Origin of the sequence: Pelobacter seleniigenes DSM 18267, from assembly GCF_000711225.1 — a bacterium.
Taxonomy (GTDB): domain Bacteria; phylum Desulfobacterota; class Desulfuromonadia; order Desulfuromonadales; family Geopsychrobacteraceae; genus Seleniibacterium; species Seleniibacterium seleniigenes.
In genome coordinates this window covers 2,159,804-2,186,297 of sequence record NZ_JOMG01000002.1, presented here as the reverse complement: position 1 = coordinate 2,186,297, position 26,494 = coordinate 2,159,804, and the positions used below count along the sequence as shown (strand labels likewise).

General features: G+C 57.2%; 24 protein-coding genes. 22 read left to right on the top strand and 2 right to left on the bottom strand.

Going from position 1 to position 26,494, the window contains the following annotated elements:
* The first annotated feature begins 26 nt into the window (after nt 1-26).
* Together N909_RS0112840 and N909_RS0112835 are read left to right on the top strand one after the other, a co-directional pair.
* Entirely contained in the window at nt 27-1,211 is a 1,185-nt protein-coding gene (locus tag N909_RS0112840; RefSeq protein ID WP_029915703.1) for a type IV pilus twitching motility protein PilT, read from the top strand.
* A complete protein-coding gene (locus tag N909_RS0112835; RefSeq protein ID WP_036683146.1) occupies nt 1,183-1,662 on the top strand; it encodes a regulatory protein RecX in 480 nt (159 codons plus the stop codon). The genes N909_RS0112840 and N909_RS0112835 overlap by 29 nt, the downstream gene beginning before the upstream one ends.
* A gap of 68 nt (nt 1,663-1,730) precedes the next feature.
* On the opposite strand, the gene N909_RS0112830 is transcribed toward N909_RS0112835, so the two are convergent.
* Both N909_RS0112830 and N909_RS0112825 read right to left on the bottom strand, forming a co-directional pair.
* The gene (locus N909_RS0112830) at nt 1,731-2,282 is read right to left on the bottom strand and encodes a cysteine hydrolase family protein (RefSeq protein ID WP_029915700.1); all 552 of its coding nucleotides are present in this window, start codon (nt 2,280-2,282) and stop codon (nt 1,731-1,733) included.
* A 129-nt stretch (nt 2,283-2,411) separates the two neighbouring features.
* Nucleotides 2,412-3,650, bottom strand: a complete 1,239-nt coding sequence (locus tag N909_RS0112825; RefSeq protein ID WP_051689739.1) for an APC family permease — start codon at nt 3,648-3,650, stop codon at nt 2,412-2,414.
* Between the two features lie 136 nt (nt 3,651-3,786).
* On the opposite strand from N909_RS0112825, the gene N909_RS0112820 reads away from it, so the two are divergent.
* The 20 genes from N909_RS0112820 to N909_RS0112725 all read left to right on the top strand — a co-directional run bounded on the left by N909_RS0112820 (nt 3,787) and on the right by N909_RS0112725 (nt 26,485).
* Nucleotides 3,787-4,665, top strand: coding sequence for a LysR family transcriptional regulator (locus N909_RS0112820; protein WP_029915696.1), 879 nt, complete (start codon nt 3,787-3,789; stop codon nt 4,663-4,665).
* A 273-nt stretch (nt 4,666-4,938) separates the two neighbouring features.
* Nucleotides 4,939-7,581 (top strand): alanine--tRNA ligase, encoded by a 2,643-nt coding sequence (alaS, locus tag N909_RS0112815; protein ID WP_029915694.1) that lies wholly within the window; start codon nt 4,939-4,941, stop codon nt 7,579-7,581.
* Between the two features lie 372 nt (nt 7,582-7,953).
* Nucleotides 7,954-9,063, top strand: a complete 1,110-nt coding sequence (locus tag N909_RS0112810; RefSeq protein WP_029915692.1) for a hybrid sensor histidine kinase/response regulator — start codon at nt 7,954-7,956, stop codon at nt 9,061-9,063.
* 271 nt (nt 9,064-9,334) lie between these two features.
* On the top strand, nt 9,335-9,865 hold the full coding sequence (gene hslV / locus N909_RS0112805; protein ID WP_029915691.1) for an ATP-dependent protease subunit HslV: 531 nt from the start codon (nt 9,335-9,337) through the stop codon (nt 9,863-9,865).
* Nucleotides 9,862-11,190 carry an ATP-dependent protease ATPase subunit HslU gene (gene hslU / locus N909_RS0112800; protein ID WP_029915689.1) on the top strand — a complete coding sequence of 443 codons (1,329 nt, stop codon included), beginning with the start codon at nt 9,862-9,864 and terminating at the stop codon, nt 11,188-11,190. The genes hslV and hslU overlap by 4 nt, the downstream gene beginning before the upstream one ends.
* Before the next feature lie 169 nt (nt 11,191-11,359).
* The gene (gene argB / locus N909_RS0112795; RefSeq protein WP_029915687.1) at nt 11,360-12,247 is read left to right on the top strand and encodes an acetylglutamate kinase; all 888 of its coding nucleotides are present in this window, start codon (nt 11,360-11,362) and stop codon (nt 12,245-12,247) included.
* Nucleotides 12,247-13,440, top strand: coding sequence for an acetylornithine transaminase (locus N909_RS0112790; RefSeq protein WP_029915685.1), 1,194 nt, complete (start codon nt 12,247-12,249; stop codon nt 13,438-13,440). Before argB ends, N909_RS0112790 begins: the two co-directional genes overlap by 1 nt.
* Nucleotides 13,441-13,503: 63 nt before the next feature.
* Nucleotides 13,504-14,415, top strand: a complete 912-nt coding sequence (gene argF / locus N909_RS0112785; protein ID WP_029915684.1) for an ornithine carbamoyltransferase — start codon at nt 13,504-13,506, stop codon at nt 14,413-14,415.
* A gap of 1 nt (nt 14,416) precedes the next feature.
* Nucleotides 14,417-15,043, top strand: coding sequence for an RDD family protein (locus N909_RS26050; protein WP_051689738.1), 627 nt, complete (start codon nt 14,417-14,419; stop codon nt 15,041-15,043).
* Between the two features lie 145 nt (nt 15,044-15,188).
* Nucleotides 15,189-16,409: an argininosuccinate synthase gene (locus N909_RS0112775; protein ID WP_029915680.1), complete on the top strand. Its 1,221-nt coding sequence runs from the start codon at nt 15,189-15,191 to the stop codon at nt 16,407-16,409.
* Between the two features lie 93 nt (nt 16,410-16,502).
* A complete protein-coding gene (argH, locus tag N909_RS0112770) occupies nt 16,503-17,873 on the top strand; it encodes an argininosuccinate lyase (protein WP_029915678.1) in 1,371 nt (456 codons plus the stop codon).
* Between the two features lies 1 nt (nt 17,874).
* On the top strand, nt 17,875-18,030 hold the full coding sequence (gene lptM / locus N909_RS25730) for an LPS translocon maturation chaperone LptM (protein WP_155005935.1): 156 nt from the start codon (nt 17,875-17,877) through the stop codon (nt 18,028-18,030).
* Nucleotides 18,031-18,139: 109 nt separating this feature from the next.
* Entirely contained in the window at nt 18,140-19,015 is an 876-nt protein-coding gene (gene dapA, locus N909_RS0112760) for a 4-hydroxy-tetrahydrodipicolinate synthase (protein WP_029915676.1), read from the top strand.
* 71 nt (nt 19,016-19,086) lie between these two features.
* Nucleotides 19,087-19,890 carry a 4-hydroxy-tetrahydrodipicolinate reductase gene (gene dapB, locus N909_RS0112755; RefSeq protein ID WP_029915675.1) on the top strand — a complete coding sequence of 268 codons (804 nt, stop codon included), beginning with the start codon at nt 19,087-19,089 and terminating at the stop codon, nt 19,888-19,890.
* Between the two features lie 31 nt (nt 19,891-19,921).
* Entirely contained in the window at nt 19,922-20,050 is a 129-nt protein-coding gene (locus tag N909_RS25725; protein ID WP_155005934.1) for an entericidin A/B family lipoprotein, read from the top strand.
* A gap of 85 nt (nt 20,051-20,135) precedes the next feature.
* Nucleotides 20,136-21,371 carry an LL-diaminopimelate aminotransferase gene (locus N909_RS0112745; protein WP_029915672.1) on the top strand — a complete coding sequence of 412 codons (1,236 nt, stop codon included), beginning with the start codon at nt 20,136-20,138 and terminating at the stop codon, nt 21,369-21,371.
* A 34-nt stretch (nt 21,372-21,405) separates the two neighbouring features.
* Complete coding sequence (locus N909_RS0112740; protein ID WP_029915670.1) at nt 21,406-21,909, top strand: ferritin-like domain-containing protein; 504 nt, start codon at nt 21,406-21,408, stop codon at nt 21,907-21,909.
* Between the two features lie 124 nt (nt 21,910-22,033).
* Complete coding sequence (locus N909_RS0112735; protein ID WP_029915668.1) at nt 22,034-22,915, top strand: ATP-binding protein; 882 nt, start codon at nt 22,034-22,036, stop codon at nt 22,913-22,915.
* Between the two features lie 245 nt (nt 22,916-23,160).
* Entirely contained in the window at nt 23,161-25,011 is a 1,851-nt protein-coding gene (locus N909_RS0112730) for a cation:proton antiporter (RefSeq protein WP_029915665.1), read from the top strand.
* Between the two features lie 277 nt (nt 25,012-25,288).
* Complete coding sequence (locus tag N909_RS0112725; protein ID WP_029915664.1) at nt 25,289-26,485, top strand: Tm-1-like ATP-binding domain-containing protein; 1,197 nt, start codon at nt 25,289-25,291, stop codon at nt 26,483-26,485.
* The last annotated feature ends 9 nt before the right edge of the window (nt 26,486-26,494 follow it).

Genomic DNA, 26,494 nt, shown 5'->3' with positions numbered 1-26,494 from the left:
ATTGAAAAGTTGACCAGGGTGGGGCTATGAATCTGAACGACATACTGGCAATGGCACTGAAGTCGAACACCTCGGATATCCATATTAAGGCTGGGCTTCCGCCGGTGTTCAGGATCGACGGCAACCTGCGCCCGCTGCCCAAGGCTCCGCGCCTGACCTCGGAAGCGGTCCGCAGCATGTGCGAAGCGCTCATGAACGACCGCCAGCGCGCCAAGTTCGAGGAATACTGCGAGGTCGACCTTGCCTACGGGGTGCCGGGTCTCGGCCGCTTCCGGGTCAACGTGTTCATGCAGCGCAACTCGGTTTCAGCGGTGTTCCGGGCGATCCCGTTCAAGGTTGCCACCCTCGATGATCTGACCATGCCCCCGGTCCTCAAAAAGATTGCTCAGGAACAGCGCGGCCTGGTGCTGGTCACCGGAGCGACCGGAACCGGGAAATCCACCACCCTGGCGGCGATGATCGATCACATCAACAGTAACCGCACAGCCCACATCGTCACGGTTGAGGACCCCATCGAATACCTCCACCGTGATCGTAAATGCATCATCAACCAGCGCGAAGTCGGCTTCGACACCGTCGGCTTTGCCCCGGCCTTGAAGAGCGCCCTGCGCCAGGACCCCGATGTCATCCTGGTCGGCGAAATGCGCGACCTGGAAACCGCCGAAACCGCCCTGGCCGCAGCCGAAACCGGCCACCTGGTCCTGTCGACCCTGCACACCATCGATGCCCCGGAAACCATCTCGCGGATCATCTCCATGTTCCCCCCGCATCAGCAGCGGCATATCCGCCTGCAGTTGGCCAATGTGCTCAAAGGGGTCATTTCCCAGCGGCTGATTCCGCGCATCGAAGGTCAGGGGCGGGTTGCCGCGGTCGAGGTCATGATCTCCACCGCCCGGGTCCGCGAACTGATCGACGACCGCGAGAAGACCTCGCAACTGCGCGATGCCATTGCCCAGGGCTATACCACTTACGGCATGCAGACCTTTGACCAGGCGCTGATGGATCTGGTCAAACGGAAGGTCATCAGCTATGAGGAGGCGCTGCGGCAAAGCTCCAATCCGGACGACTTCAAGCTCAAGTTCTCCGGCATCGATTCAACCTCCGACACCTCCTGGAGCGATTTCGAACGCGGCAAGGAAGAGGAAGAGAAGCACACCGAGCACCAAGCAGAGCCGGACAAGGATGACCAGGTCGAAATCGAACGCTTCTGATCCGTTCGCCAGCGCGGTACGGATACTCTCCGGCCGGGATATGAGCGAAGCCGAACTGCGCCAGAGACTGGCCCGGTTCGGCTTTTCCGTTGCGGCCATCGACCAGGCCATCGGCAAATGCCTAGACTACGACTATCTCAACGACCGGCGCTATGCGTTAGCGCGGACACGCAGCCTGGTTCGCAGCGGCCAAGGGGTGGGTCGAAAAATTCTCCTCGACCTCAAGCAGCGCGGCATCCCGGAAGCCCTTGCCCATGAAGCCTGGGAAACCGTCAGCGCGGAGTTGCCGCCGGAAACCATCCTCCGGGAACTGCTCGGCAGGCGCTTTGCCGATTTCGACTATACCCAGGCCGGTGATCGCGAGCGCCGCCGGGTGATCGGCTATCTGCAACGCCGCGGTTTTCCCCTTGAGCTGATCTTTGCCGTCCTGCGTGATGGCGATTGGTCCTGAAACCCGCCCCTTGCGAACAGGCTGTCGAACCGCCTGTCGAACCCAGGAATAGCCTTTTTACCAACCGGCTAAAGATCCGCCAGCAGCTCTGCGCTGGTCAGCAGTTTGGCAAAAACACTGCCGAGGGCGGCGAGAAAGGCCTGCTGAACCGCCGCGGCCGGAACTGTCTCCCCGGACAAGGCAACCAGGTCACGGGTCGCACAGGCATCGCTGACCAGGGTGCAGGAGAAACCGTGATCAAACGCCGCCCGCACCGTCGAATCGATGCACATGTGGGTCATGGCCCCGCAGACAAACAATTTTTCCGCAGCCAAGGCCTCTAGTCGTTCCAACAAAGCGGTGTCCCGAAAACTGTTCGGATAGTTCTTGGTGAGCACCGGTTCCGTTGGCAGCGGCTTAACACTGTCATGGATCTCCACTCCACTGGTCCCAGGCAGGAAAAAAGTGGCCCCGGGACGGTTGGAGATATGCTGGATATGGATGACCGGCCAACCCTGTCCACGCCAATGCTTCAGCACCCCGGCCGCCCGGCTCGCCGCCGCGTCAATGCCGATCAGCTCCATGGCCCCGCCGGGAAAATAATCGTTTTGCAGGTCAATCAACACAAGGACCGGATTCATAACAGCTCCTTTCTCGCAAATAGTTGCACAACGGCCTGCCAAGTTCATGGCTGGACCGGCCAAGGCACTGCCTGGTCAGTGCCTTGCTGAAGGTCGGCAAAAACGCTTTTTCCCAACCTCTCTAGATGGTTACAGGGCTGGTGCCTTGGGGCCGGGCCTGCGCCGCACCAAAAAATAACCGGCGGCGGCCAGCACCGTCACAATCACCCACAGCGGCGAATGGCAGAAGGTCACCACAAAAAAACAACCCAGCGCAGCGGCGGTCAGTCGCACCCAGCGGCAGGGAATCAGCCGGTACGCGGCCAGCAGTCCGATGCTCGCATTGGCGAGGAAAAACCCGTCGGCAAAAGCCACCAACTGCTCAATCCCGACCCAGCCGGCCTCAACCAACCCCAAGGCGGCTAAATGCGCCATGGTCAGCAACATCAAGGCATAAACAGGAGCACCCGTGCTGCTGCGCCGAGCCAGTAGCGCCGGCAACCAACCTTCCGCCGCCAATGCCGCTATCAGCCGGGCAACCCCGCCGACAAACAGCAGACAGGTGGTGATGCAGAGCGCCAGGGTCAGTCCGCCCATGAGCAGACCGCTGGCGTTTCCATAGAGGGGGACGATAATCCGCGTCACCTGCCCGGTCTGAGGATAAATTCCGGGGTCGCCATATTGCACTGCGGCGGCGACAATCAAGCTGATCACGCCGATGACCACCGCCGAGCATTTAACGGCAACCATGATCGTCCGCTGCGGATGACGCACTTCACCGCTGTAATTGCCGATCACTTCCCAACCGACAATGGTCCAGAACAATAATAACAGAGCATAGCCGAAGGCCGGGGGATCAAAGGTGGAAAAAGCAGCCAGCGGGATCCGGTGCAACAGCAAGGTATCCAAACCACCAGACACCAGGATCAGCGCGGCCAGCGACGAGCAGACCAGGCCGATGCGACTGATATGGCGTAGTTCACGCAACAGCAAGGCCGCACAGATCAACAGCAAGCCGCCAGCAATCCAGTTGGTCCGGGGACTGCCCGGACACAGGTAGGTGGCTGCCGTCAGCATCACCGCAACCGGGCCGAACAGCACCGCACCGGTCAAGTACAGGGAGGTCAGCAGCTTGACCTGCTCACCGAAGGCAACGCCGATGGCGGTGGTCACACCGGCCGGACCGGGATAAAGCAGGCTCAACCGACCGAACACCAGCGCAAAACCAAATCCCGCCAGGATGATCAGCAGCCAGGCCAACAGTGCCCAGTCTCCGGCGGTTCGGTAGGCCAGCGGCGGCAGGATAACAATCCCCGAACCCAGAATCGGACCTATGATCAATCCACTTAACAGAACCGGCCCGAGTTGGGGGGTAGGTTGGCTCGCCATCAGCAGGTATCTCCTTCGGAACTTTGGAACAGCGAAAAGCTTGCAATTGCCCTAAAAACAGCCTTAAAGTACATGAATCGTTCTAAAATTCCAGCGCAAAAAAATGAAGGGAGCGTTCGTTTAAATCGAACAGAACATGGAACTCAACCAGTTAAAATCCTTTGTCCGGATCGTCGAAACCGGCAATCTGCGGAAAGCTGCGGACGCGCTCTTCATCAGTCAGTCCGCCCTGTCGCACCAGATCAAGGTCCTGGAAGAACGACTCGCCCTGCAACTGTTCATCCGCACCGCCAAGGGCATGGAACTCACCGAACAGGGGCGGATTCTCTACTCCCATGCCATGGCGATCCTCAGCCAGGTTGATACCTTTCAGGAAAAAGCCCAGCAGTTGAGCGGCCGCACCACCCGGGCATTTAAAATCGGCATCAACACCGATGGCAAATTCCTCCAGGTCAGCCGGTTGAGCCGGGTCCTGAAAAATCACTTCCCCCGCAGCGATTTTTTCTTCGTCTCCAGTCAGACCATCCGCACCATGGCCATGCTGCGCGACAAACTGATCGACATCGGCTTTTTCTTCGGAGATAACCAAGCGCCGGACATCTTCACCCACCAGATCGGCCAATGTCGGCTGCGCATTGTCATTCCCAACCAGCTGTTAAAACCGGGAACAGATTCCCTGAGCTGGCCGTTGCTGGCGCAACTGCCGTGGATCTGGTCGGTCTACGATTGTCCGTTTTACGGCATCGTTCTGCGCCGCATGGCGGAAGAGCAGTTGACCCCGAACCATGCCATCGACGCCATGGACGAAAGCGTTATCAAAGAGCTGATCATTGATGGCCAGGGGGTTGGAATCCTGCGTGAAGACGACGCCCGCGACGTCAGTTCCCAGGCCGACGTGAGGATCTGGGAGCAGGAAAGCTTTTTGGTCCCGCTTCAGATCGGCATGTTAAAAAGCAATCGTTCCCAGGCGATGTTTCGGAAAACTGCCGAGCTCATCGAACAGCTCTGGCGCTAAGGTTTTCTGCAGGCGGCGGAGGCCGGGACAAAACCCTTTTCAATCCGCGCTATTTCGATTATCATCCCTCATTCAGCTGCGACTTATGGGTTGGAAACGAGCAATTTTTCGTTGTGGCAAGGGAATCAACGGCTTATGCGGAGGCGTAGTTCTTTACGCCGCACAAATAAGCCCGCAGATTGACACCGCCATGGCGGAAAAGGGCAGTTTCAGGACGACAACTAATTCAGTTAAGAATCGCGATATAAATCAGTAACAGAAAGGTCCTTGGCAATGCTCACCGGTAATGAAATTCGTGCCCGTTTTCTGAAGTTTTTTGAACAGCGAGACCACAGGATTGTGCCCTCATCCTCCCTGGTCCCCCATAACGACCCCACCCTGCTGTTTACCAACGCCGGGATGAACCAGTTCAAGGACTGCTTTCTGGGCGCGGAAAAACGCGACTATGTCCGTGCCACCACCTCGCAGAAATGCGTTCGCGCCGGCGGCAAGCACAACGACCTGGAAAATGTCGGCCGCACCGCACGCCACCACACCTTCTTTGAAATGCTTGGCAACTTCTCCTTCGGCGACTATTTCAAAAAGGAAGCCATCGCCTTTGCCTGGGAGTTTCTCACCGTCGATCTCGGCCTCGACAAATCCAGACTTTACGTCTCCGTCTACACCGACGACGATGAAGCGGCCGACATCTGGCATCATCAGGAAGGGATTCCGCGGGAACGCATTTTCCGCTTTGAGGAAGACAATTTCTGGCAGATGGGAGACACCGGCCCCTGCGGCCCCTGTTCGGAGATTTTCTATGACAACGGCCCTGAGCTGAGCTGCGGGTCCCCGGACTGTACGGTCGGCTGCGACTGCGACCGCTATATGGAAATCTGGAACAACGTCTTCATGCAGTTCGATCGTCAGGATGACGGCACCCTGATCCCCCTGCCCCGCCCCGCGGTCGATACCGGCATGGGTCTGGAGCGGATCACCACGGTCATGCAGGGCGTGCTCTCCAATTACGACACCGACCTGCTGCGCAACATCATCAGCTATATCGAACAGTTGGCCGGTAAGACTTACGGCAAGAATGACGAAGACGATGTCTCCATGCGGGTCATGGCCGATCACAGTCGGGCAACCGCTTATCTTATTGCCGACGGAGTGCTGCCCAGTAATGAAGGGCGCGGCTATGTCCTGCGGCGGATCATGCGCCGCGCCATGCGCCATGCCAAAATGCTCGGCTTTGAAGACCCGGTGCTGTTCAAGACCAGCGTTTTCGTGCTCGAATCCATGGCCGACGCCTATCCCGAGGAAGCCGGCCGCAAGGAGTTTGTCGCCAAGGTGGTCCAGAATGAAGAGGAACGTTTTATCCAGACCCTCGGCAACGGCCTGCGTATTCTTCAGGACGAAATCGCCGGACTGGCCGCTGCCGGTCAGCAGGTCATACCCGGGGAAACGGTCTTCAAACTCTATGACACCTACGGCTTCCCCCTTGATCTGACCGCCGACATCGTCGAAAAAGACGGCTATCGCCTTGATGAAGAAGGCTTTGAACGCTGCATGGAAGCGCAGCGTGCCAAGGCCCGCGAGCATTGGAAAGGCTCCGGGGAAGAAGTCATCTCCGGAATCTACAAGCAACTGGTTGACCAGGGTGTACGCACTGAATTCAGCGGTTACCTGAAACTGACAGATGAGGGCCAAGTCCTTGCCCTGCTCCGCCAGGGGCAACCGGTGACTGAAGCGGCCTGTGGGGAAACCGTGGAAGTCATCACTTCGGTCACCCCCTGTTACGGGGAATCGGGCGGCCAGGTCGGCGATACCGGCCAGTTGGAGACCGCGGCGGCAAAACTGACCATCATCGACACCAAGAAACCGCTGCCCGACCTCTATGTTCACCTCTGCGAGGTGGTCACCGGCGCCATCAAGACCGGCGACCAGGCCACCATCAGCGTTAACGCGGAACGCCGCCAGCGGATTGTCATCAATCACACCGCCACCCACCTGCTCCAGGCTGCCCTGCAGAACCAGCTCGGCGATCACATCAAACAGGCCGGTTCTTTGGTCACCCCGGAGCGGTTGCGCTTTGACTTCACCCATTTTTCTCCGGTGTCAGCCGCAGAGCTGAGCCAGATCGAGGCCGAAGTCAACCGGCAGATTCGTGTCAACGCGCAGGTCAACACACAGCAGATGGCTGCCGACGCCGCTAAAAAAGCCGGCGCCATGGCCCTGTTCGGCGAAAAATACGGCGCTGAGGTCAGAGTCATCTCGGTCGGTGATTACAGTATGGAATTATGCGGCGGAACCCACGCCAAGGCCGCCGGGGATATCGGGCTCTTTAAAATCCTCAGCGAAGGCGGGATCGCCGCCGGCGTCCGCCGGATTGAAGCGGTCACCGGCCAGGCCGCCCTCGACCTGGTGCAGCAGCAGCAGAAAACCCTGCTGCATCTTGCCGAAATGGTCAAAAGTGATCCCCAGCAACTGGAAACACGCCTTGGCAAACTGCTTGAACATCAACGGGAACTGGAAAAAGAACTGGAACAGCTGCAGTCCAAAATCAATGCCGAGCGCAGCGGGGAACTGATCGATCAGGCCCAACTGGTCGGCGACATCAAGCTGCTGGCCGTCAAGGTTCCTGGCAATGACGGCAAGGGACTGCGGGAATTTTCCGACCAACTGCGCGATAAGCTCGGTTCCGGTGTGCTGGTGCTGGTCTCCGATGCCGGTGACAAAGTTGCGCTGCTGGTAGCAGTGACCAAAGACCTGACTGGTCGGGTCAAAGCCGGTGACCTGATCCGACCGCTGGCGGAAATTGTCGGCGGCCGTGGTGGCGGCCGGCCAGAGCTGGCCCAGGCCGGCGGCCCGGACACCGCCAAGATAGAGGCCCTGCTCCAGGCGGCTCCTGAACAACTCCAAAAAATACTGGCCTGAACGTTCCCTGTTGGTAACGGCACCGCTTTGCAGCCAGGCTGCAAAGCGGTGTTTTTTTAAAATGATTCGTCCCCGGCAACAAATATTCAACCAGCTTGTTATACTGTCTTTCATCGTGCTGTTTCCGCATAAATCCTCTATCCGCAGTGCTTTGAACTGGCCAAACAATGACCTTGCAAAGCGTATGACAAAGGGTGGCTTGCGATAACAAACTGGTGAAACAAAGCCAAGACGCACCAGGAGGGGTAAGCAAAGACAATGCTCCGCTACGGAGTTGTTGCTTTTGTGAGGTTGGGAAAATCGTTATTTTCCCGACCGGGCTTGGAAAAGTCGCCGGATGAACTTTTTCAACAACCTAGTCGAGTTGGATTGATGGATACTGCATTGGGCAAAAAAGACCACAAGAGCCTGCTGATCGTCGATGATGAGCCGATCATTCGCGAACTCTGTGCCAGCGCTTTGTATACCTACCACATCCTGTTGGCGGAAAACGGCCTGGAAGCATTAAAAATTCTCGAGAACTCCGAAGTGGATGTTGTCCTCAGCGATGTCATCATGCCGGGACTCGGCGGACTGGAACTGCTGCAGCGGATCAAACAACAGCGCCCTGACCTGGCGGTCATCCTGATGACCGGCTATTCTGACAAAGAGCTGATCCTGGACGCGCTCAAAGCCGGTGCCGACGACTTCATCAACAAGCCGATCAATATCCTGCAACTCAGCACCACAGTCAGTAACGTCCTGGAAAAGCAGGAAATTCGCGAAGAGCTGGCTGCCCTGAAGCGGACCGACAAGCTGAAAAGCGATTTCCTCGGGCTGATTTCCCATAAGTTGAAAACCCCGGCCACGGCCATATCCCTGTTCATCCAGAATATCGCGGACGGCATCGAAAGCCCCAATGACGCGGATTTTCAACAGATGGTCAGTATGGTCCAGGTCGAGACGGTCCATCTCGAACAGCTGATCCAGGATCTGCTCTATTTCAGTGAAGCAACCTTGACCGACGAAGACCTGCCGCTGGAAAAACTCGATTTACGAAAAATTGCCGATCAGGTCGCCCTGGCTCTGGAACCGGCCGCAGCGGGCCGCCATATCGCATTTCACATCAGCCTGGAGCGCCTTCCGGACAAACCGGTGTTGCTCAATCCGCAACGTATCAACTTCGCTATTCGCGCGCTGCTCGACAATGCCATCAAGTTTACCCCGGACGGCGGCTCCGTCTCCTTGACCGGCGAGGTGGCAGGTGATCGCATCATTCTCCGCATCAAGGATACCGGCATCGGCATTCCCAAACAGGAATTAGCCAAAATTTTCAACAAGTTCTATCAGGTTGACCCGGAGCATACCGGCCAGGTCAGAGGGTTTGGCCTGGGGCTCTATTATGCCCGTGATTTTATTCGCAGCATGAACGGACAGCTTTATATCGACAGTCAAGCGCAACAGGGAACAACTGCGACCATTGCCTTCCCCTTGCCCGCCTAGTGTCCCGTATGTAATTACCAGCCTGCATTCCGGTTCTTTGACCCCTGCCGTTCTGGTGCCTGTACGCCCCGGTCTGCCCCGCGGTTCTACCCGGCATCCCAAGCATATCGGCCCGAGCCAAGCATATCGGACAGGAGGCATTTCCTGACGAACAAAATTTACAAATCACCCCAAAACCTCGCTTTAAGCTCTTTTTTATACCTCCTTTTTTATGTTATCTTTCGTCTTTCCACCAACCGGGCAAAGCGCCCGAACACAGCGGAGAAAACCAGTGTTTAAAGGAACCACGATCTGTTGCGTCAGACATAACGGTAAAGTCGCCCTGGCTGGTGACGGTCAGGTCAGCCTCGGCAACACGGTCATGAAACATGGCGCCCGTAAAATTCGCCGACTCTATCAGGACCGGGTCCTGGCCGGGTTTGCCGGCAGCACTGCGGACGCCTTTACCCTGTTTGAAAAGTTCGAAGCCAAACTGCAGGAGTTTCGCGGCAACCTGCCGCGGGCAGCCGTGGCTTTGGCCAAGGATTGGCGGACCGACCGGGTCCTGCGCCGTCTGGAAGCCCTGCTGATTGTCGCGGATGCTGAAGTGACGCTGGTGATTTCCGGAGCTGGTGACGTCATCGAACCGGATGACGGGGTCGCCGCCATCGGTTCAGGCGGCAGTTTTGCCCTGGCGGCAGCGCGCGCCCTGGTTGAAAATTCCGAGCTGAGCGCCGACCAGATCGTCGAGAAAGCGCTGCACATCGCTGCCGATATCTGTATCTATACCAATGACCGTATTGCTGTTGAGGTTCTTGCGTGACAAATTTCACCCCGAGAGAAATCGTTTCCGAACTGGATCGCTATATTATCGGCCAGAATGACGCCAAGCGCGCCGTTGCCGTCGCCTTGCGTAACCGTTGGCGGCGCCAGCAGGTTCCGGCCGAGCTGCGTGACGAGATCGCCCCGAAAAACATCATCATGATCGGTCCGACCGGGGTCGGCAAAACCGAAATCGCCCGCCGGCTGGCCAAACTGGCCCAGGCTCCCTTTATCAAGGTTGAAGCCAGCAAATTTACCGAGGTCGGCTATGTCGGCCGCGATGTCGAAAGCATGGTCCGTGACCTGCTCGAGTTGGCCATCAACATGGTCAAAGAGGAAGAAACCCGGAAAATGCGCATCAAAGCCGAGGCCAACGCGGAAGAAAAACTGCTTGACCTGTTGCTGCCCGGGGAAACCGACCGCTCCCCCGACAAACAGGAACAGCGTCAGCATACCCGCGACCGGCTGCGCAAACTGCTGCGCATGGGAGAACTGGACGAGCGCTTTGTGGAGATCGAAACCCAGGTCAGCAGCATTCCGACCATGGGGGTCTTCAGCCCGCAGGGGAATGAAGAGCTGGGGATGAACATCAAGGAGATGTTCGGTAACCTGCTGCCTAAAAACACCAAGCGCAAACGGGTCAAAGTCAGCGAGGCCCGGCAGCTGCTTATTGACGAAGAAGCCGAGAAACTCATCGACATGGAAAACGTCACTACCCTGGCCCGGGAACGTACCGAGCAGAACGGGATCATCTTTATCGACGAGATTGACAAGATCGCCAGTCGTGAAGGGGTCCACGGCCCGGAAGTATCCCGCGAAGGCGTGCAGCGGGACATCCTGCCCATTGTCGAAGGGAGTACGGTCAACACCAAGCATGGCGCGGTCAAGACCGACCACATCCTGTTCGTTGCGGCCGGGGCCTTTCATATCGCCAAACCCGCGGATCTGATCCCCGAATTGCAGGGACGGTTCCCGATCCGGGTCGAACTGGACAGCCTTGGCGAGGACGATTTTTATCGCATCCTGACTGAACCGAAAAACGCCCTGATCCGACAGTACAAAGAGCTGATGAAGACCGAAGGAATCAGTCTCGCATTTGACGACGAAGCGATCCGGGAAATCGCCAGGATGGCCAAAATGGTCAACGACCGGACGGAAAATATCGGCGCGCGGCGCCTCCACACGATCATGGAAAAACTCCTCGAAGAGCTGTCTTTTTCGGCGCCTGAGCTGTCTCAGGAGGATATCCGGATCAGCGCCGAAGAGGTCCGACGACGATTGTCGGAGATCAGCAAGGACGAAGATCTGTCGCGTTATATTCTTTAATTCTGTCTGCCGGGTTCAACACCTTCAGCGCGGACCGGACCTGCCCTATGGGGTCAGAGGAAACCGGGACTCCAGCGAAAAGCCTGCTGAATCTTGACAGATATTCACGCGCCCACCTCCGGCCGCGGCCAATGAGCCCGCCGAAAGGGTGCACTACAGGATCTGAGCTATGCAGGAATTGATTGGAAAAGCCAATGTACTGATGGAAGCGCTCCCCTGGATCAAGCGTTTCTACGGTAAGACCATCGTTATCAAATACGGCGGCAACGCCATGGTCGATGAAAAACTCAAGGAGGGGTTCGCCCGCGATATCATTCTGATGAAATATATCGGGCTCAACCCGGTGGTCGTCCACGGTGGCGGACCGCAGATCGGCAAAGTGCTTGACGCCATGAAGATTGAGAGCCACTTTGTTCAGGGGATGCGGGTCACCGACAGCGCCACCATGGATGTGGTGGAGATGGTACTCGGTGGTAAAGTCAACAAAGAAATCGTCGCCAACATCAACCGCTATGGCGGTAAAGCAGTCGGGATCACCGGCAAGGACGGCGGCTTGATTCGCGCCCGCAAACTGGAAATGACCGCCATCAATCCAGAGACATTGACCCCGGAAATTATCGATATCGGCATGGTCGGCGAAGTTGAAGCCGTCGATCCCCATATCATCAACGCCCTGGAGAAAAGCAACTTCATTCCGGTGATCGCCCCTATCGGCAGCGGTCTGAACGGGGAAACTTTCAACATCAACGCCGACCTGGTCGCAGGCAAGATCGCCGGCGCGCTGGAAGCGGAAAAGCTGATTCTTTTGACCGATATCGAAGGGGTTAAAGACAAAGAGGGCAAGCTGATTTCGACCATCGATATCCAACGGGTTCCCGACCTGATCAACAACGGAACCATTTCCGGCGGCATGATCCCAAAAGTAAACTGCTGCGTGGATGCCGTGGAAGAGGGAGTCGCCAAAACCCATATCATCGACGGGCGGATGGAACATGCCTGCCTGCTGGAAATTTTTACCGACAAAGGCATCGGCACAGCCGTAGCGAGGTACAACTGATGAAAACGTCCCAAGCATGGATCGATCGGGGCCTCGCCCATGTCGCCAAAACCTACGGCCGGTATCCGCTCGTCGCCGCCAGCGGCGCAGGCTGCTGGCTGACCGACATCGACGGTAACCGCTATCTCGATTTTCTCGCCGGGGTCGCGGTCAATAACCTCGGTCACTGCCACCCAGCTGTGGTCAAGGCGCTGCAGGAGCAAGCCGCCACGCTGATTCACTGTTCCAACTATTACCACATCCCAAGCCAGATCGAGCTGGCCGAGTTGCTCTGCGCCAACTCCTTTGGCGACCGGGTGTTCTTCTGCAACTCGGGGGCCGAAGCTAATGAAGCGGCCATCAAACTGACCCGCAAATACTGTGCGGAAAAATATGCCGGTCAGCGCTTTGAAATCCTCACCGCCAAAGCCTCTTTTCACGGCCGCACCCTGGGCACCCTGAGCGCCACCGGCCAGGAGAAAATCCAGCAGGGCTTCAACCCGCTGAGTCCCGGCTTCAAATACATCCCCTACGGGGACCTGGACGCGTTGAAGGCAGCTGTCGGTCCACAAACCGCCGGTGTCATGCTCGAACCGATTCAGGGGGAAGGCGGCGTCAACGTCCCGCCGGCCGGTTACTTGAAAGCGGTCCGGGAGTTCTGCGACGAGCATGAACTGCTGCTGATCTTCGATGAAATCCAGGTCGGCCTGGGGCGGACCGGAACCCTCTTTGCCTACCAGCAGGAAGGGATCGAGCCGGACATTCTGACCCTGGCCAAGGCCCTGGCCGGTGGTCCGCCCATCGGCGCGATGATCGCCCGCAATCCCTATATCGATGTCCTTGGCCCGGGAACGCACGGCTCGACCTTCGGCGGCAATCCGCTGGTCACCGCCGCGGCCGTCGCCACCATGAAAGTCCTGCTCGAAGGCAGTGTACTCGCCAACTGCGTAGCCATGGGCGAGTACCTGCGTGGCAAGCTGGAAGAGCTTAAGGGGAAGTACCCCTTTATTACTGAAGTCCGTGGCCGCGGCCTGATTCTGGGCATGCAACTGACCATCGAAGGTGCCGGCATTGTCAAAACCGCGCTGGAGCGCGGCTTGTTGCTCAACTGTACGGTCGGTACAGTCCTGCGATTTGTGCCACCGCTCATCGTGACCAGCAATGAAATCGATCAGATGATCGCTACTCTCGACGGTATTTTAGCTGAACTTTAAATGGCTGCAGCGCCAGGGAGGAGCCTTTCCCGGACGCTGCAAGTCCGTATCAGGAGATATAAGATGAACAAAGACTTTCTGTCCATTTCCGATTGGTCGGTGGAAGACCTGGAAAAGATCTTCACCCTGACCGCCGAACTGAAGCAGAAGCAGAAGGAAGGGACCCCGCACCGGCTTCTCGAAGGCCAGACCCTGGGGATGATTTTCGAAAAAAGCTCGACCAGAACCCGGATTTCCTTTGAAGTCGGCATGTATCAGCTGGGCGGGCACGCCCTGTTCCTGCATTCCGGCAACACCCAGATGGGGCGCGGGGAACCGATCAAGGACACCGCCAGGGTCATGGCGCGCTACTGTGACGGCATCATGATCCGGACCTTTTCCCATGCCGTGGTCGAGGAGTTTGCCCAGCACAGCTATGTACCCATCGTCAACGGGCTGACCGATCTCTGTCACCCCTGCCAAGTCATGGCTGACCTGTTCACCGTTATCGAGCACAAACAGGACTATCGCAACCTCAAATACTGCTGGATCGGCGACGGCAACAACATGGCCAACAGCTGGATCAACGCCGCTGCGACCTTCGGCTTTGAGCTGCGGGTGGCGACACCGGCCAACTACCAGCCGAACGCCGAAGTGATTGCCAAGGCCCGTCAGGCCGGGGTCAAACTGCTGCTTACCGCAGATCCGCGCGAAGCTGCAGCTGGCGCAGATGTTCTTAACACCGATGTCTGGGCCAGCATGGGACAGGAAGCCGAACAGCTGGAGCGCGAACAGGCCTTCAAAGGATTTCAGATCAACAGTGACCTGCTGAAGCTGGCCGCTCCGGAAGCCGTGGTCATGCACTGCCTGCCGGCCCACCGCGATGAGGAAATCACCGATGAGGTCATGGAAGGCCCGCAGTCGATCATTTTCGATGAAGCGGAAAATCGCCTGCATGTCCAAAAAGCGATCCTGGCTACCCTGATGGCTCGCTAAAATGTTGATTTCCTGCCCCTGGTGCGGATTTTCCAGGACCGTCGCCGAGCAGCAGATCCCCGCGGGAGTCTCCCGGGTGACCTGCCCCAAATGCGGCCAGGTGTTTCCGCTCCCGAGCCAGGAGGATGCTGCGCCGGTCCGGAGCACCACCGAAGGACAGGACGAGCAGCCGATCCGTGAAACGCGCACTGCAGCCGAGGCTCTCCCCAAGGCCGGATTCTGGATCCGCCTGGTTGCAGCGGTTGTCGATATGATCATTGTGTTTTCCCTGCAGTTTGTGCTCGGGGCGGTGCTGGCCTTTGCCGGCATCGTCTCCCTGGGCTTCAGCGAAGGGAGCGTCGGTACCCTGACCGTACTGGTGCAGATTTTCAGTTATGCCCTGAGTTTTGCCTACTCCATCGTCTTTACCGGTTATTGCGGCCAGACTCCGGGAAAAATGGCCCTGCGCATCAAGGTGATCAGGCGCAACGGCAGCCAGATCGGTTTCGGCCGGGCCGCGTTCCGGGAGATTCCGGCCAAATTCATTGCCGCCATCATCTTCGGAATCGGCTATTTGATGGTCGCATTTGACGAGCAGAAGCAGGGCCTGCATGATCGCATGGCAGATACCTATGTCATCAAACTGTAAAATGGCCTCTATTCATCGGAATATTTTTTAGGATAATTTAAAATTGAGGAGCGAACCCGGCCAGAAGTTCGAAGCTTCGCCAAACCGGCCACCGGAAAAGTTCAGGAGTCGGTGCTGTTCGCTCTAACCACCAAGGAGCTTAGCAATGAGTAAACAAGGACAAGTCAAAAAAGCGGTACTCGCCTATTCCGGCGGGCTGGATACATCAATCATCCTCAAGTGGCTGATCGAGGAATACGGTTGTGAAGTGGTTGCCTTTTCCGCTGACCTTGGTCAGGGCGAAGAGCTGGATCATATTCCGGAAAAAGCCAAACAGACCGGGGCAAGCGCCTGTCATATCCTTGATCTGAAGGAAGAATTCGCCCGTGATTTCGTGTTCCCCATGTTCCGGGCCAATGCCATTTACGAAGGCCGCTATTTCCTCGGCACCTCCATCGCCCGGCCGCTGATCTCCAAGGCGCAGATGGAAATCGCCGCCAAGGAAGGAGCTGACGCGGTCTCTCACGGCGCCACCGGGAAAGGCAACGACCAGGTTCGGTTCGAAATCTCCTATTATCATTTCGACCCTTCGGTCAAGGTCATCGCACCCTGGCGGGAATGGGACCTGAACAGCCGCTCCGCCCTGGAAGCCTATGCCAAGAAACACGGTATCCCGGTGCCGACCAGCAAAAAGTTCCCCTGGAGTTCCGACCGTAACCTGCTCCATATCTCCTTTGAAGGGGATGTCCTGGAAAACCCCTGGACCGAAGCCCCGAAAGAGATGTATGTGCTGACCGTCGCTCCGGAAGACGCCCCTGATCAGCCGGAATACGTCGAAATCGAGTTCGAAAAAGGGGACGCGGTCGCCATCAATGGTGAGCGTTTGTCACCGGCTCAGCTGATGCTGAAACTGAACGAACTGGGCGGCAAACATGGGATCGGCCGGGTCGACCTCATGGAAAACCGCTATGTCGGCATGAAGAGCCGCGGCGTCTATGAAACCCCCGGCGGCACCATCCTCGAAGAAGCCCACCGGGCCGTCGAATCGATCACCATGGACCGCGAGGTCATGCACCTGCGCGATTCGCTGATTCCGCGTTACGCGGATATGGTCTACAACGGTTACTGGTTCGCTCCCGAGCGGATCGCCCTGCAGGCCCTCATTGACCAGACCCAGCAAACGGTCAACGGTAAAGCCCGGATCAAGCTCTACAAGGGCCATTGCCGGGTGGTCGGCCGTGACTCGGCCACCGACAGCCTGTTCAATGTCGATTTCGCCACCTTCGAAGCTGATGAAGTGTACAACCAGGCGGATGCGGAAGGTTTTATCAAACTGAATGCCCTGCGTTTGCGCATTGCCGCCATGCAGCGTCTGGCCCAAAAATAATGGCCTCCTGAACCGGTCGGGGCGCAGCGATTTTTGCGCCCCGACCGGCGCGGACAGGACTACCGGAACCGGAGGGTTCCCAACGGAGAAGAAATGAGCAGTAAATTGTGGGGCGGTCGTTTTACCCAACCGACCGATAAGTTTGTCGAAGAATTCACCGCTTCGATCGAGTTCGACCAGCGCCTGTACCGTTATGATATCGCGGGCTCCAAGGCCCACGCTGAAATGCTCGGCCGGCAGGGGATCATCGAAGCGGACGCAGCGGCACAGATCATTGCCGGCCTCGACGCTATTCTGGCCGACATTGAAGCCGGGAAAGTCGAATTTTCCGTAGCCCTCGAAGATATCCACATGAATATTGAAGCCCGGTTGATTGATCGGATCGGTGCGGTGGGCGGCAAGCTGCACACCGGCCGCAGCCGCAACGACCAGGTTGCCGTCGATATCCGACTCTACCTGCGCGATGAGATCGATACCGTGCTCGGGTTTCTGGACCGGCTTGAAGCTGCCCTGGTGACCCAGGCGCAGCAGAATTTAGATGTTATCATGCCGGGCTATACCCATTTGCAGACCGCCCAGCCGGTGCTGTTCAGTCATCACATGCTGGCCTACCGGGAAATGATCGCCCGCGACATCAGCCGCCTGCAGGACCTGCGCGCTCGTTTCAATGTCATGCCCCTCGGTGCGGGAGCCCTGGCTGGAACCACCTTCCCCATCGACCGCGAGTGGGTTGCGGAAAAGCTCGGTTTCGCCGGCGTGACCCGCAACAGCCTGGACAGCGTCTCGGATCGTGATTTCGCCATTGAATTCTGCAGTTTTGCCGGAATTCTGATGATGCACCTGTCGCGCCTGTCCGAAGAGCTGATCCTCTGGTCGAGCGCCGATTTCAATTTCATCGAGCTGTCCGATGCCTTTTGCACCGGCAGCTCAATCATGCCACAAAAGAAAAACCCGGATGTTCCCGAACTGGTCAGGGGGAAGACCGGGCGCGTCTACGGCAACCTGATTGCGCTGCTAACACTGATGAAATCCCTGCCACTGGCCTACAACAAGGACATGCAGGAAGATAAAGAACCGCTCTTTGATACCATCGACACCATCAAGGGAAGCGTGAAGGTCTTTGCCGACATGATCGCCCAGATGAAAGTCAAAGCAGACAACATGCGCATCGCTGCGGCGCGTGGTTTTTCCACCGCTACCGATGTCGCCGACTATTGTGTCCGGAAAGGCCTGCCTTTCCGCCAGGCCCATGAAGTGGTCGGCAAAACCGTCCGTTACTGCGTTGAGACCGGCAAGGATATCCCTGAACTCAGCCTGGCTGAATTCAGGGAATTTTCCGCGCTAATCGATGAGGATATTTACGATTACGTCACCCTCGAAGCCTCGGTCAATGCCCGTAAAGCGACCGGCGGAACAGCTCGCGAAGCAGTCGAGCGGGAACTGGCCCGACTCAAGGACGCTTGAAATGATGTCGTTCAATAAAAAATTACTGCTGTTGCTGGTTGTGACCATCGCCCTCTCCGCCTGCGGCAGGAAGGGGCCGGTCCGGCCGCTTCATGGCAGTGTCCCGGACAGTAGTGTATACTCTGATGCAAACCCGCCACAGGACTGTTGTAACTGACTGTTTTCAAAGTCTTTCCCACGGCTCTCCAGAGGAGCGGAGCTTTACTTTCAGCGGGTGGTGTGTTAACAATTACAGTTTATCCAACTGCCCAAAAGGGAGGAAAAAAATGTTTCACGGATCCATGGTGGCCCTGATCACCCCCTTCAATGAAGAAGGACAATTTGATGAGGACAGCTACCGCCAACTGATTGAGTTCCAGATTGAAAACGGAACCGATGTCATCGTTCCCTGCGGGACCACCGGGGAATCGGCGACCCTTAATTACGAAGAACACAACCAGGTCATTAAAGCCTGTATCGAACAAGTCAACAAACGAATTCCGGTGATCGCCGGGACCGGTTCCAACTCCACCGCCGAAGCCATCGAGATCTCGCACCACTCCAAAGAGATGGGGGCAGACGGCCTGCTGCTGGTCGCTCCGTACTATAACAAGCCGTCCCAGGAAGGGCTCTATCAGCATTTCAAAGCCCTCGCTGAAAATATCGCCCTGCCGCAGATTCTTTACAACGTCCCCGGCCGAACCGGCACCAACATGAGTGCCGCCACCACTGTGCGCCTGGCTGAATTCGCCAATATTGTCGCCATTAAAGAAGCCTCCGGGGATCTCACCCAGGCGAGCGAAATCATCGCCCGGGCCGGGGACAAGATAGACATCATCTCCGGGGACGATTTCCTGACCCTGCCGATGATGGCCTGCGGCGGCAAAGGCGTGATCTCGGTCACCGCCAACATCATGCCGGCTCAGGTCAAAGCCATGGTCCAGGCGGTTTTCGACAACCGCTGGGAGGACGCCCGACGGCTGCACCTGGAGTTGCTGGATGTTCACCAGGCGATGTTTGTGGAATCCAATCCGGTACCGGTCAAAACCGCGGCCGGCCTGCTCGGGCAGTGCCGTCCCGATGTTCGGCTTCCCCTGTTCAGCCTGCAACAAAGCTCCCTGGACAAACTTCAGGCCGTGCTGCGCAAGCATGAACTGATCTGAGCAGCGGGCAGTTGATGGAGGAAAAGCCCCTCACTGCCCCCTGTCAATAAATTGTTGTTGAAGGAAGAAAAATGATGAAAGTTGCCATAGTTGGCGCGGCCGGCCGGATGGGTGGCCGCCTGATTCATGCGGTCGCAGAAGCGCAAGGTCTTGAGCTGGTCGGTGCAACCGAACGCAGTGGGCATCCGCAGCTCGGGATGGATGCCGGCCTGGTGGCCGGTGCAGGTGAGCTTGGTGTCACCATCAGTGCCGACCTGGCCGCAGTCATGAAACAGGCCGATGTCCTCATCGACTTCACCTTTCCGGAAGTGACGCTGCAGAACATCGAGGTCTGCGCCCGGTTGGGTAAAATGATCGTCAGCGGCTCCACCGGCTTCACCCCCGCCCAAAAAGACCGGGTTGCACAATATGCCGAACAGATCCCGGTGGTTCTTGCGCCGAACATGAGTGTCGGCGTCAATGCCTGCTTCAAGCTGCTGAAAGAGGCCGCCAGGATTCTGGGGGACGATTTCGACGTCGAAATCGTCGAACTGCACCATAACAAGAAAAAAGACTCCCCGTCCGGCACTGCCGTGCGCATGGGCGAAGTCGTCGCCGAGACCCTGGGCCGGGATTACAACCAGGTGGCCAATTACCACCGGGAAGGGATGTGCGGCGCACGCAGCAAGGACGAAATCGGCATGCAGACCGTGCGCGGCGGCGATATTGTCGGCGAACACACCGTCTATTTCATCGGCATGGGCGAACGCATCGAAATCAGCCACCGCGCCATGAGCCGGGACATGTTCGCCCGCGGCGCAGCCCGGGCCTGCCAATGGTTACAGGGCAAAGGACCTGGACTCTACGACATGCAGGATGTCTTGGAATTGAACTGATGTATTCGGTCTGCCGTTACGGAGTCAGCCAATGAAACAACGACTGTTGCTGGTATTCCTGGTTATGCTGCTGGTGCTGTTGAACGGCTGTGAAACCTTCCGCGGCCTGGGCAAGGACATGGAAAAAGCCGGCGAATGGGTACAGGAAAAGGCCCAGTAATCCGCTCATATTGAAACAAGGCGGCTTGCAGCAAGCCGCCTTTAACTTATCTGTTTTATTTGACCGATCAGGAGATTCACCAATTATGGCACTTATCAACGAAAACTATCTGAAACTCAAAGCAGGTTACCTGTTTCCGGAAATTGCCCGTCGGGTACGCGAATTCAGCAGCGCCAACCCCGCTGCCAAGATCATCCGTCTTGGTATTGGTGATGTCACCCAACCCCTGGCCCCGGCGGTCCTGAAAGCCTTTCACGAGGCTGTGGACGACCTGGGAACCACGGATAGATTTGCCGGTTACGGCCCGGAGCAGGGCTATGATTGGCTCTCCGAGGTGCTCATCGAGAAATGCTTCAAGCCGCTGGGTGTCGAACTGAAGCCCCATGAGATCTTCATTTCCGACGGTTCCAAGTGCGACTGCGCCAACATGCTCGATATTTTTGCCCTCGACAACAAAGTGGCCATCGGCGATCCGGTCTACCCGGTTTACAACGATACCAACGTCATGGTTGGCCGGACCGGTGAAGCCGATGAAAAGGGCTACTACAAAGGGGTCGTTTACATGCCCTTCACCGAGGAGAACAACTTCGTCCCCGAGTTGCCCAAGGAGAAGGTCGATATCATCTATCTCTGTTTCCCCAACAACCCGACCGGCACCGTGGCCAGCAAGGACGAGCTAAAAAAATGGGTTGATTATGCCAACGCCAACGACGCGGTGATTTTCTTTGACGCCGCTTATGAAGCATTCATCACCACCCCGGGCATCCCCCACTCCATCTACGAGATCGAAGGGGCCAAAAGCTGCGCCATCGAATTCCGCTCCTTTTCCAAAACCGCTGGCTTCACCGGCGTGCGGTGCGGCCTGGTCGTGATCCCGGATGAGGTCAAAGGGACCAAGCAGAACGGCGAAAAGCATCCCCTCAACAAACTCTGGTTGCGCCGCATGACCACCAAATTCAACGGTACTTCCTACCCGGTTCAGAGAGCCGCGGCAGCGGTCTATTCCGAGGAAGGCTGGCAGCAGACCAGGGAGATCATCGATTACTATATGGAAAACGCGCGGATTATCCGCGAAGGTTTGGCCGAAGCCGGCATCACCTGCTACGGCGGGGTCGATTCCCCCTACATCTGGCTGAAAACCCCGCAGGGCCTGAGCAGCTGGGATTTCTTCGACAAGCTGCTCAGCGAATGTCACGTGGTCGGCACCCCGGGTAGCGGCTTCGGCCCGAGCGGCGAAGGGTATTTCCGTCTTTCAGCTTTCGGCGACCGGGACAACATCAAAACCGCTGTGGAACGTATCAAAAATAAATGGGGCAACTGATCTTTCCTTATCATTTCCTGACGGGAGAACTGTGATGCACGAAAAAAGCATTGATCTGTTAAACAAAGCTGTCGCTGACGAAATCACCGCTTTGCACCAGTACATGTATTTTCATTTTCATTGTGACGACCAGGGTTTCGACCTGCTGGCCGACCTGTTCAAAAGAACCGCCATCGAAGAAATGATTCATGTCGAGCAATTGGCCGAAAGGATCCTGTTCCTGAACGGCGAAGTGGAAATGAAGGCGTCCGCCGAGGTCAAAAAAGTGACCGAGGTGGAAGAGATGCTGGCCATGGCCAAGGGCATGGAGGAACAGAGCGCCCTCGACTACAACCGCTGGGCCAACGAATGCAGCGCCAATGCCGATTCCGTGTCCAAGACCCTCTTTGAAAGCCTGGTTGTCGATGAGGAACGTCATTACGACCAGTATGACGATGAGATTGAAAACCTCAACCGCTTCGGCAAAGAATACCTGGCCCTGCAATCCATCGAACGCAGTAAGTCCCGCCGCGGCATGGGCGGACCGGGAGCGGCATAACCAGCTGCCTGCCGCGCAGAACAAAAAGGGCGACCGTTTGGGCCGCCCTTTTTTATATCAATTGCCCAACCGCTGCGGAGTTAACCTGAACCCGTAGCGACATGATGATGTGGAGAACAAGCTGATGATGAACCTGAAACCCGAAGTTGTCGCGCAACTGGAACGCGTGCTCGGCTCAGTGGAAATGCTGCTGCCGAAAGCGTCCAAACCCATCGACTGGTCCACCTGCTATGCGGCCAACTGGCGCCGGCACTCATTCTCCGGCTACCTGGAACCGGTCAAGGTGACCGATAACACCCGTCTTGGAGAACTCCTGGGGGTCGATAAGCAGAAAGAGATCATGATCAACAATACCCGCCAGTTTCTGCAGGGGCTTCCGGCCAACAACGCCCTGCTCTGGGGCTCGCGCGGCACCGGCAAGTCCTCGCTGGTCAAAGCCCTGCTCAACGAATTTTCTGGCCAGGGGCTGCGCATCGTCCAAGTGGAGAAGGAGGACCTTATCTACATCTCGGAAATTTTTGCCGCAGTGGAAGAACAACCCTACCGGTTTATTATGCTTTGCGACGACCTGACCTTTGAAGTCGGCGAGCTGTCCTATAAAATGCTCAAAAGCGCGCTGGACGGTTCGGTCTATTCGGCGCCGGAAAATGTGCTGATCTATGTGACCTCAAACCGGCGCTACCTGCTCCCGGAATACGAAGGGGATCACCTCGGCGGGAAATACGTCAAGGGGGAACTGCAGCAGAGTGAAATCCAGGAAGAGAAAAGCTCGCTATCGGACCGCTTCGGTCTTTGGGTCGCGTTTCATGTTTTTTCCCAGGATCGCTATCTGGAAGCGGTCAAGCTCTGTATTGACCGCTGGAGCAAACAGCTCGGCCAGGAGATCCCCTGGGATAAGGAGTTGGAACAGGCTGCCATCAAGTGGACTCATGAAAAGACCAAACGCTGTGGACGGACCGCCTATCAATTTTCCAAAAACTGGGTCGGCAGATACCTGCTGAGATAAGCTTTCCCAGATAGACCGGGCCTGCACTGCCGTCATTCCAGAAACACGCCGGAGCAAAAATGCCGGCGCAGCTTGTATTCGGCAGGAGACTCATCTACCCTTTAACAAGCTGGGCAAAAACCCCATTGGCGAAACCCGGAAAAACCGCAAGCAGGTGTTGCGGTTTTTCATATTGACTCATTCACCGGCCGGGCGGAACGTTTTCAGCCGCGCCCGGATAATCACCGTTCGGAGCACTCATCACGATGCTGCATGAACAATTGACCTTTATTATTGCGGTGACCCTTGCCGCCTGCATCGCCTGTCAGTGGATCGCTTGGCGTGTTCGCCTGCCGGCTATCATCTTCCTGCTGTTCACGGGAATTCTGGCCGGCCCGGTCTTCGGCATCCTCAAGCCCGAACAGGTCCTCGGCGAACTGTTCTTCCCCTTTGTCTCCATGTCGGTAGCAATCATTCTGTTTGAAGGCAGCCTGACCCTGAATTTTCGGGAGATCAGCGGCCTGCAGAGCGTGGTCCGCAACATGGTTTCTTTCGGTATGCTGGTCACCTGGGTCATCACCGCGGTGGCGGCACACTATGCCATCGGATTGTCCTGGCAAATCGCCCTGCTGTTCGGCGCCATCACCGTGGTCAGCGGTCCGACCGTGATTGCCCCGCTCATGCGCACCGTGCGTCCGACCCCGGCGGTTGCCAACATTCTGCGCTGGGAAGGGATTGTCATCGATCCCATCGGGGCATCGCTGGCCGTGCTGATTTATGAATTCATCATCTCCGGCGGCGGTCAGGACGGTATCGGCCATACCCTGTTGACCTTCGCTAAACTGCTGAGCGTCGGGGGGCTCATCGGCGCCGGTAGCGGCTTCCTGTTCGGGCTTTCCATCAAGCGCCACTGGTTGCCGGAGTTTTTGCACAATGTCGGCGCATTGACCCTGGTTATTGTCACCTTCAACCTGTCCAACCTGCTGCAACCGGAGTCCGGCCTGGTCACCGTAACGGTGATGGGAATCCTGCTCGCCAATATGCAGGATGTCGATATGGGCGAAATCCTCAACTTCAAGGAGAGCGTCAGTGTCCTGCTGATCTCGCTGCTGTTCATCATGCTCGCAGCCCGGCTGGATATCAATGCCTTGCTTGATCTCGGCTGGCGCACCGTGTTTCTGTTCATAGCCATCCAGTTTCTGGCCCGGCCGCTGAACGTCATGGTCTCTGCAATCCACTCCAAGCTGTCCTGGCCGGAACGCAACCTGCTCGCCTGGATTGCCCCGCGGGGAATCGTTGCCGCGGCCATCTCTGCGCTGTTTGCCGTGCAACTGACCAAAAGCGGCTATGCCGATGCCGCCCTGCTGGTCCCCCTGACCTTTTTCGTGATCATTGCCACTGTGGTGATCCAGAGCATCACCGCCCGTCCCCTCGCCCGCTGGCTGGGCGTGGCCGAACCGGACCCGAAAGGATTTCTGATCATCGGCGCCAACCTGGTCGCCCGGGCCATCGCCAAAGCCCTGACCCAAAGCGGGGTTCAAGCCCTGCTGACCGACACCAACTGGGACAACATCTCCAAAGCCAAAGCCGCTGAGCTGAAAACCTATTTCGGCAATCCTCTCTCCGATCACGCCGAACGCCATCTGAACATGGCCGGCATTGGTCGCGTTCTGGCTCTGGCACCGTCAGAAAACATCAATGTTTCGGCACTGATGCATTTCCGGATGTATTTCGACCGACAACACCTGTTTATCCTCCAAACCAGGCATCAAAAAGGCCTCCCGGAACGCGTCCAGCTGCCGAAAAGAACCCAGGGGAGAACCCTGTTCGGCACCCAAGTCACTTTCTCCACCATATTTGCCAATCTGGAGCAGGGCGGAAAGATCCATACCACCAGATTGACCGAACAATTCACCTTCAAACATTTTATGGAAAAACATCAGCAGCGCGCCCTCCCCCTGTTCGCCGTTGATGAGACGAATACCATTCATGTGTTCTGTTGTACCCAGCCGCAATTCAACCCCAAACCAAAGTGGTCCATCATCTATATGCTCAGCGCTCAGGCCGAGGAGGTCCGGGAAGAAGAAGCCATCGTTGAACAGCTGCCCCTTGGGTGATTTCCCGGCAGGGTTGAAATCTCCGGTTTTTGCGGTAAGGTTCGGCTATGGCCAATTCTTCCGCGACCGCATCTCGCCATGCTGTACCCGCTCACCTTTTATTGGACAGCCGCCCAGGCTGCATCCCGGCAGAGATCTTTTCCCGGGGAATCAACGCCAGAAGATATACGCTCAAACCTGATACCTGAAGGGTTTCATAGCTCAGGCAGTCACTTTCGCGATCGTCCGAAGCAGTGTGAGAGGCTTCGTTTTTCCCCATCAGACAAGGGAGGAGAGCATGAAGAAAGTGTTCGTGGTCGGGACATGCGATACCAAGTACCAGGAGCTGGCATATGTCCGCGACATCATTAACAAGCAGAATTTGCCGACCGTTCTCGTCCATATCGGCAGCAGACCGGCCACCGGAGCAGTCGATGTAAACCATCACACGGTTGCCGCCAGTCACCCGCAAGGCGGTGATTTCCTAGAAGATATCGAAGATCGGGGGAAGTTTGTCGAACTCATGGCGCAGGCTTTTGCGCAATATCTCACCAGCAACCTGGCCGAGGTCGCCGGCATCATCGGCCTGGGCGGCTCCGGCGGCACCAGCCTGGCCACCGAAGGGATGCGCGCCCTGCCCATCGGTGTCCCCAAAATCATGGTCTCAACCGTCGCCTCCGGCAATGTCGCACCCTATGTGGGTCCCAACGATATCGCCATGATGTACTCGGTCACCGATGTCGCCGGCATCAACAATATTTCCGCCAGGGTGCTCGGCAATGCCGCCAACGCCATCGCTGGGATGGTCAAATTTGACCTGCCCCGGCAAAGCGGGATCAAACCGGCTATCGGCATGACCATGTTCGGCGTCACCACCCCCTGCGTAGACGCCGTCCGCAGCCGTCTCGAAGATCAGTATGAATGCCTGGTTTTTCACGCCACCGGAACCGGCGGTCAGTCTATGGAAAAACTCCTCGATTCGGGCATGCTCAAGGCGGTCATCGACATCTCCACCACCGAAGTTTGCGACCTGCTGATGGGCGGGGTGATGAGTGCCGGGGAAGACCGACTGGGCGCGGTCATCCGCAGCGGACTCCCCTATGTCGGCTCGGTCGGTGCGCTGGATATGGTTAACTTCGGGGCCAAAGATACGGTTCCGGAAAAATATCGCGACCGCAACCTTTACGTGCACAACCCGCAGGTCACCCTGATGCGAACCACCGCGGAGGAAAATCGCCAAATGGGCACCTGGATCGCGGAAAAGCTGAACCGTTGCCCGGGACCGGTGCGCTTTCTGCTGCCTTTAAAAGGGGTGTCAATGATCGATGCCCCCGGGCAGCCCTTCTTCGACCCCACTGCGGATCAGGCTCTTTTCGCAGCCCTGGAAACGACCTTCCGCCAGACCGACAGCCATCAGCTGCTTAAATACGATTATCACATTAACGATCCGGAGTTTGCCGAGGCCTTATTGCAGGCATTTCATGATATCGTCTAACCCGGAAAC

Coding starts and splice junctions, on each gene's coding strand:
- N909_RS0112825 (WP_051689739.1), bottom strand. CDS start 3,650: ATGGCGAGCCAACCTACCCCCCAACTCGGGCCGGTTCTGTTAAGTGGA.
- N909_RS0112835 (WP_036683146.1), top strand. CDS start 1,183: ATGACCAGGTCGAAATCGAACGCTTCTGATCCGTTCGCCAGCGCGGTA.
- N909_RS0112830 (WP_029915700.1), bottom strand. CDS start 2,282: ATGAATCCGGTCCTTGTGTTGATTGACCTGCAAAACGATTATTTTCCC.
- N909_RS0112745 (WP_029915672.1), top strand. CDS start 20,136: ATGGCACTTATCAACGAAAACTATCTGAAACTCAAAGCAGGTTACCTG.
- lptM (WP_155005935.1), top strand. CDS start 17,875: ATGATGTCGTTCAATAAAAAATTACTGCTGTTGCTGGTTGTGACCATC.
- alaS (WP_029915694.1), top strand. CDS start 4,939: ATGCTCACCGGTAATGAAATTCGTGCCCGTTTTCTGAAGTTTTTTGAA.
- N909_RS0112820 (WP_029915696.1), top strand. CDS start 3,787: ATGGAACTCAACCAGTTAAAATCCTTTGTCCGGATCGTCGAAACCGGC.
- N909_RS0112730 (WP_029915665.1), top strand. CDS start 23,161: ATGCTGCATGAACAATTGACCTTTATTATTGCGGTGACCCTTGCCGCC.
- N909_RS0112775 (WP_029915680.1), top strand. CDS start 15,189: ATGAGTAAACAAGGACAAGTCAAAAAAGCGGTACTCGCCTATTCCGGC.
- N909_RS25725 (WP_155005934.1), top strand. CDS start 19,922: ATGAAACAACGACTGTTGCTGGTATTCCTGGTTATGCTGCTGGTGCTG.
- N909_RS0112810 (WP_029915692.1), top strand. CDS start 7,954: ATGGATACTGCATTGGGCAAAAAAGACCACAAGAGCCTGCTGATCGTC.
- N909_RS0112790 (WP_029915685.1), top strand. CDS start 12,247: ATGAAAACGTCCCAAGCATGGATCGATCGGGGCCTCGCCCATGTCGCC.
- argF (WP_029915684.1), top strand. CDS start 13,504: ATGAACAAAGACTTTCTGTCCATTTCCGATTGGTCGGTGGAAGACCTG.
- argH (WP_029915678.1), top strand. CDS start 16,503: ATGAGCAGTAAATTGTGGGGCGGTCGTTTTACCCAACCGACCGATAAG.
- N909_RS0112840 (WP_029915703.1), top strand. CDS start 27: ATGAATCTGAACGACATACTGGCAATGGCACTGAAGTCGAACACCTCG.
- N909_RS0112740 (WP_029915670.1), top strand. CDS start 21,406: ATGCACGAAAAAAGCATTGATCTGTTAAACAAAGCTGTCGCTGACGAA.
- dapA (WP_029915676.1), top strand. CDS start 18,140: ATGTTTCACGGATCCATGGTGGCCCTGATCACCCCCTTCAATGAAGAA.
- N909_RS0112735 (WP_029915668.1), top strand. CDS start 22,034: ATGATGAACCTGAAACCCGAAGTTGTCGCGCAACTGGAACGCGTGCTC.
- N909_RS26050 (WP_051689738.1), top strand. CDS start 14,417: ATGTTGATTTCCTGCCCCTGGTGCGGATTTTCCAGGACCGTCGCCGAG.
- N909_RS0112725 (WP_029915664.1), top strand. CDS start 25,289: ATGAAGAAAGTGTTCGTGGTCGGGACATGCGATACCAAGTACCAGGAG.
- dapB (WP_029915675.1), top strand. CDS start 19,087: ATGATGAAAGTTGCCATAGTTGGCGCGGCCGGCCGGATGGGTGGCCGC.
- argB (WP_029915687.1), top strand. CDS start 11,360: ATGCAGGAATTGATTGGAAAAGCCAATGTACTGATGGAAGCGCTCCCC.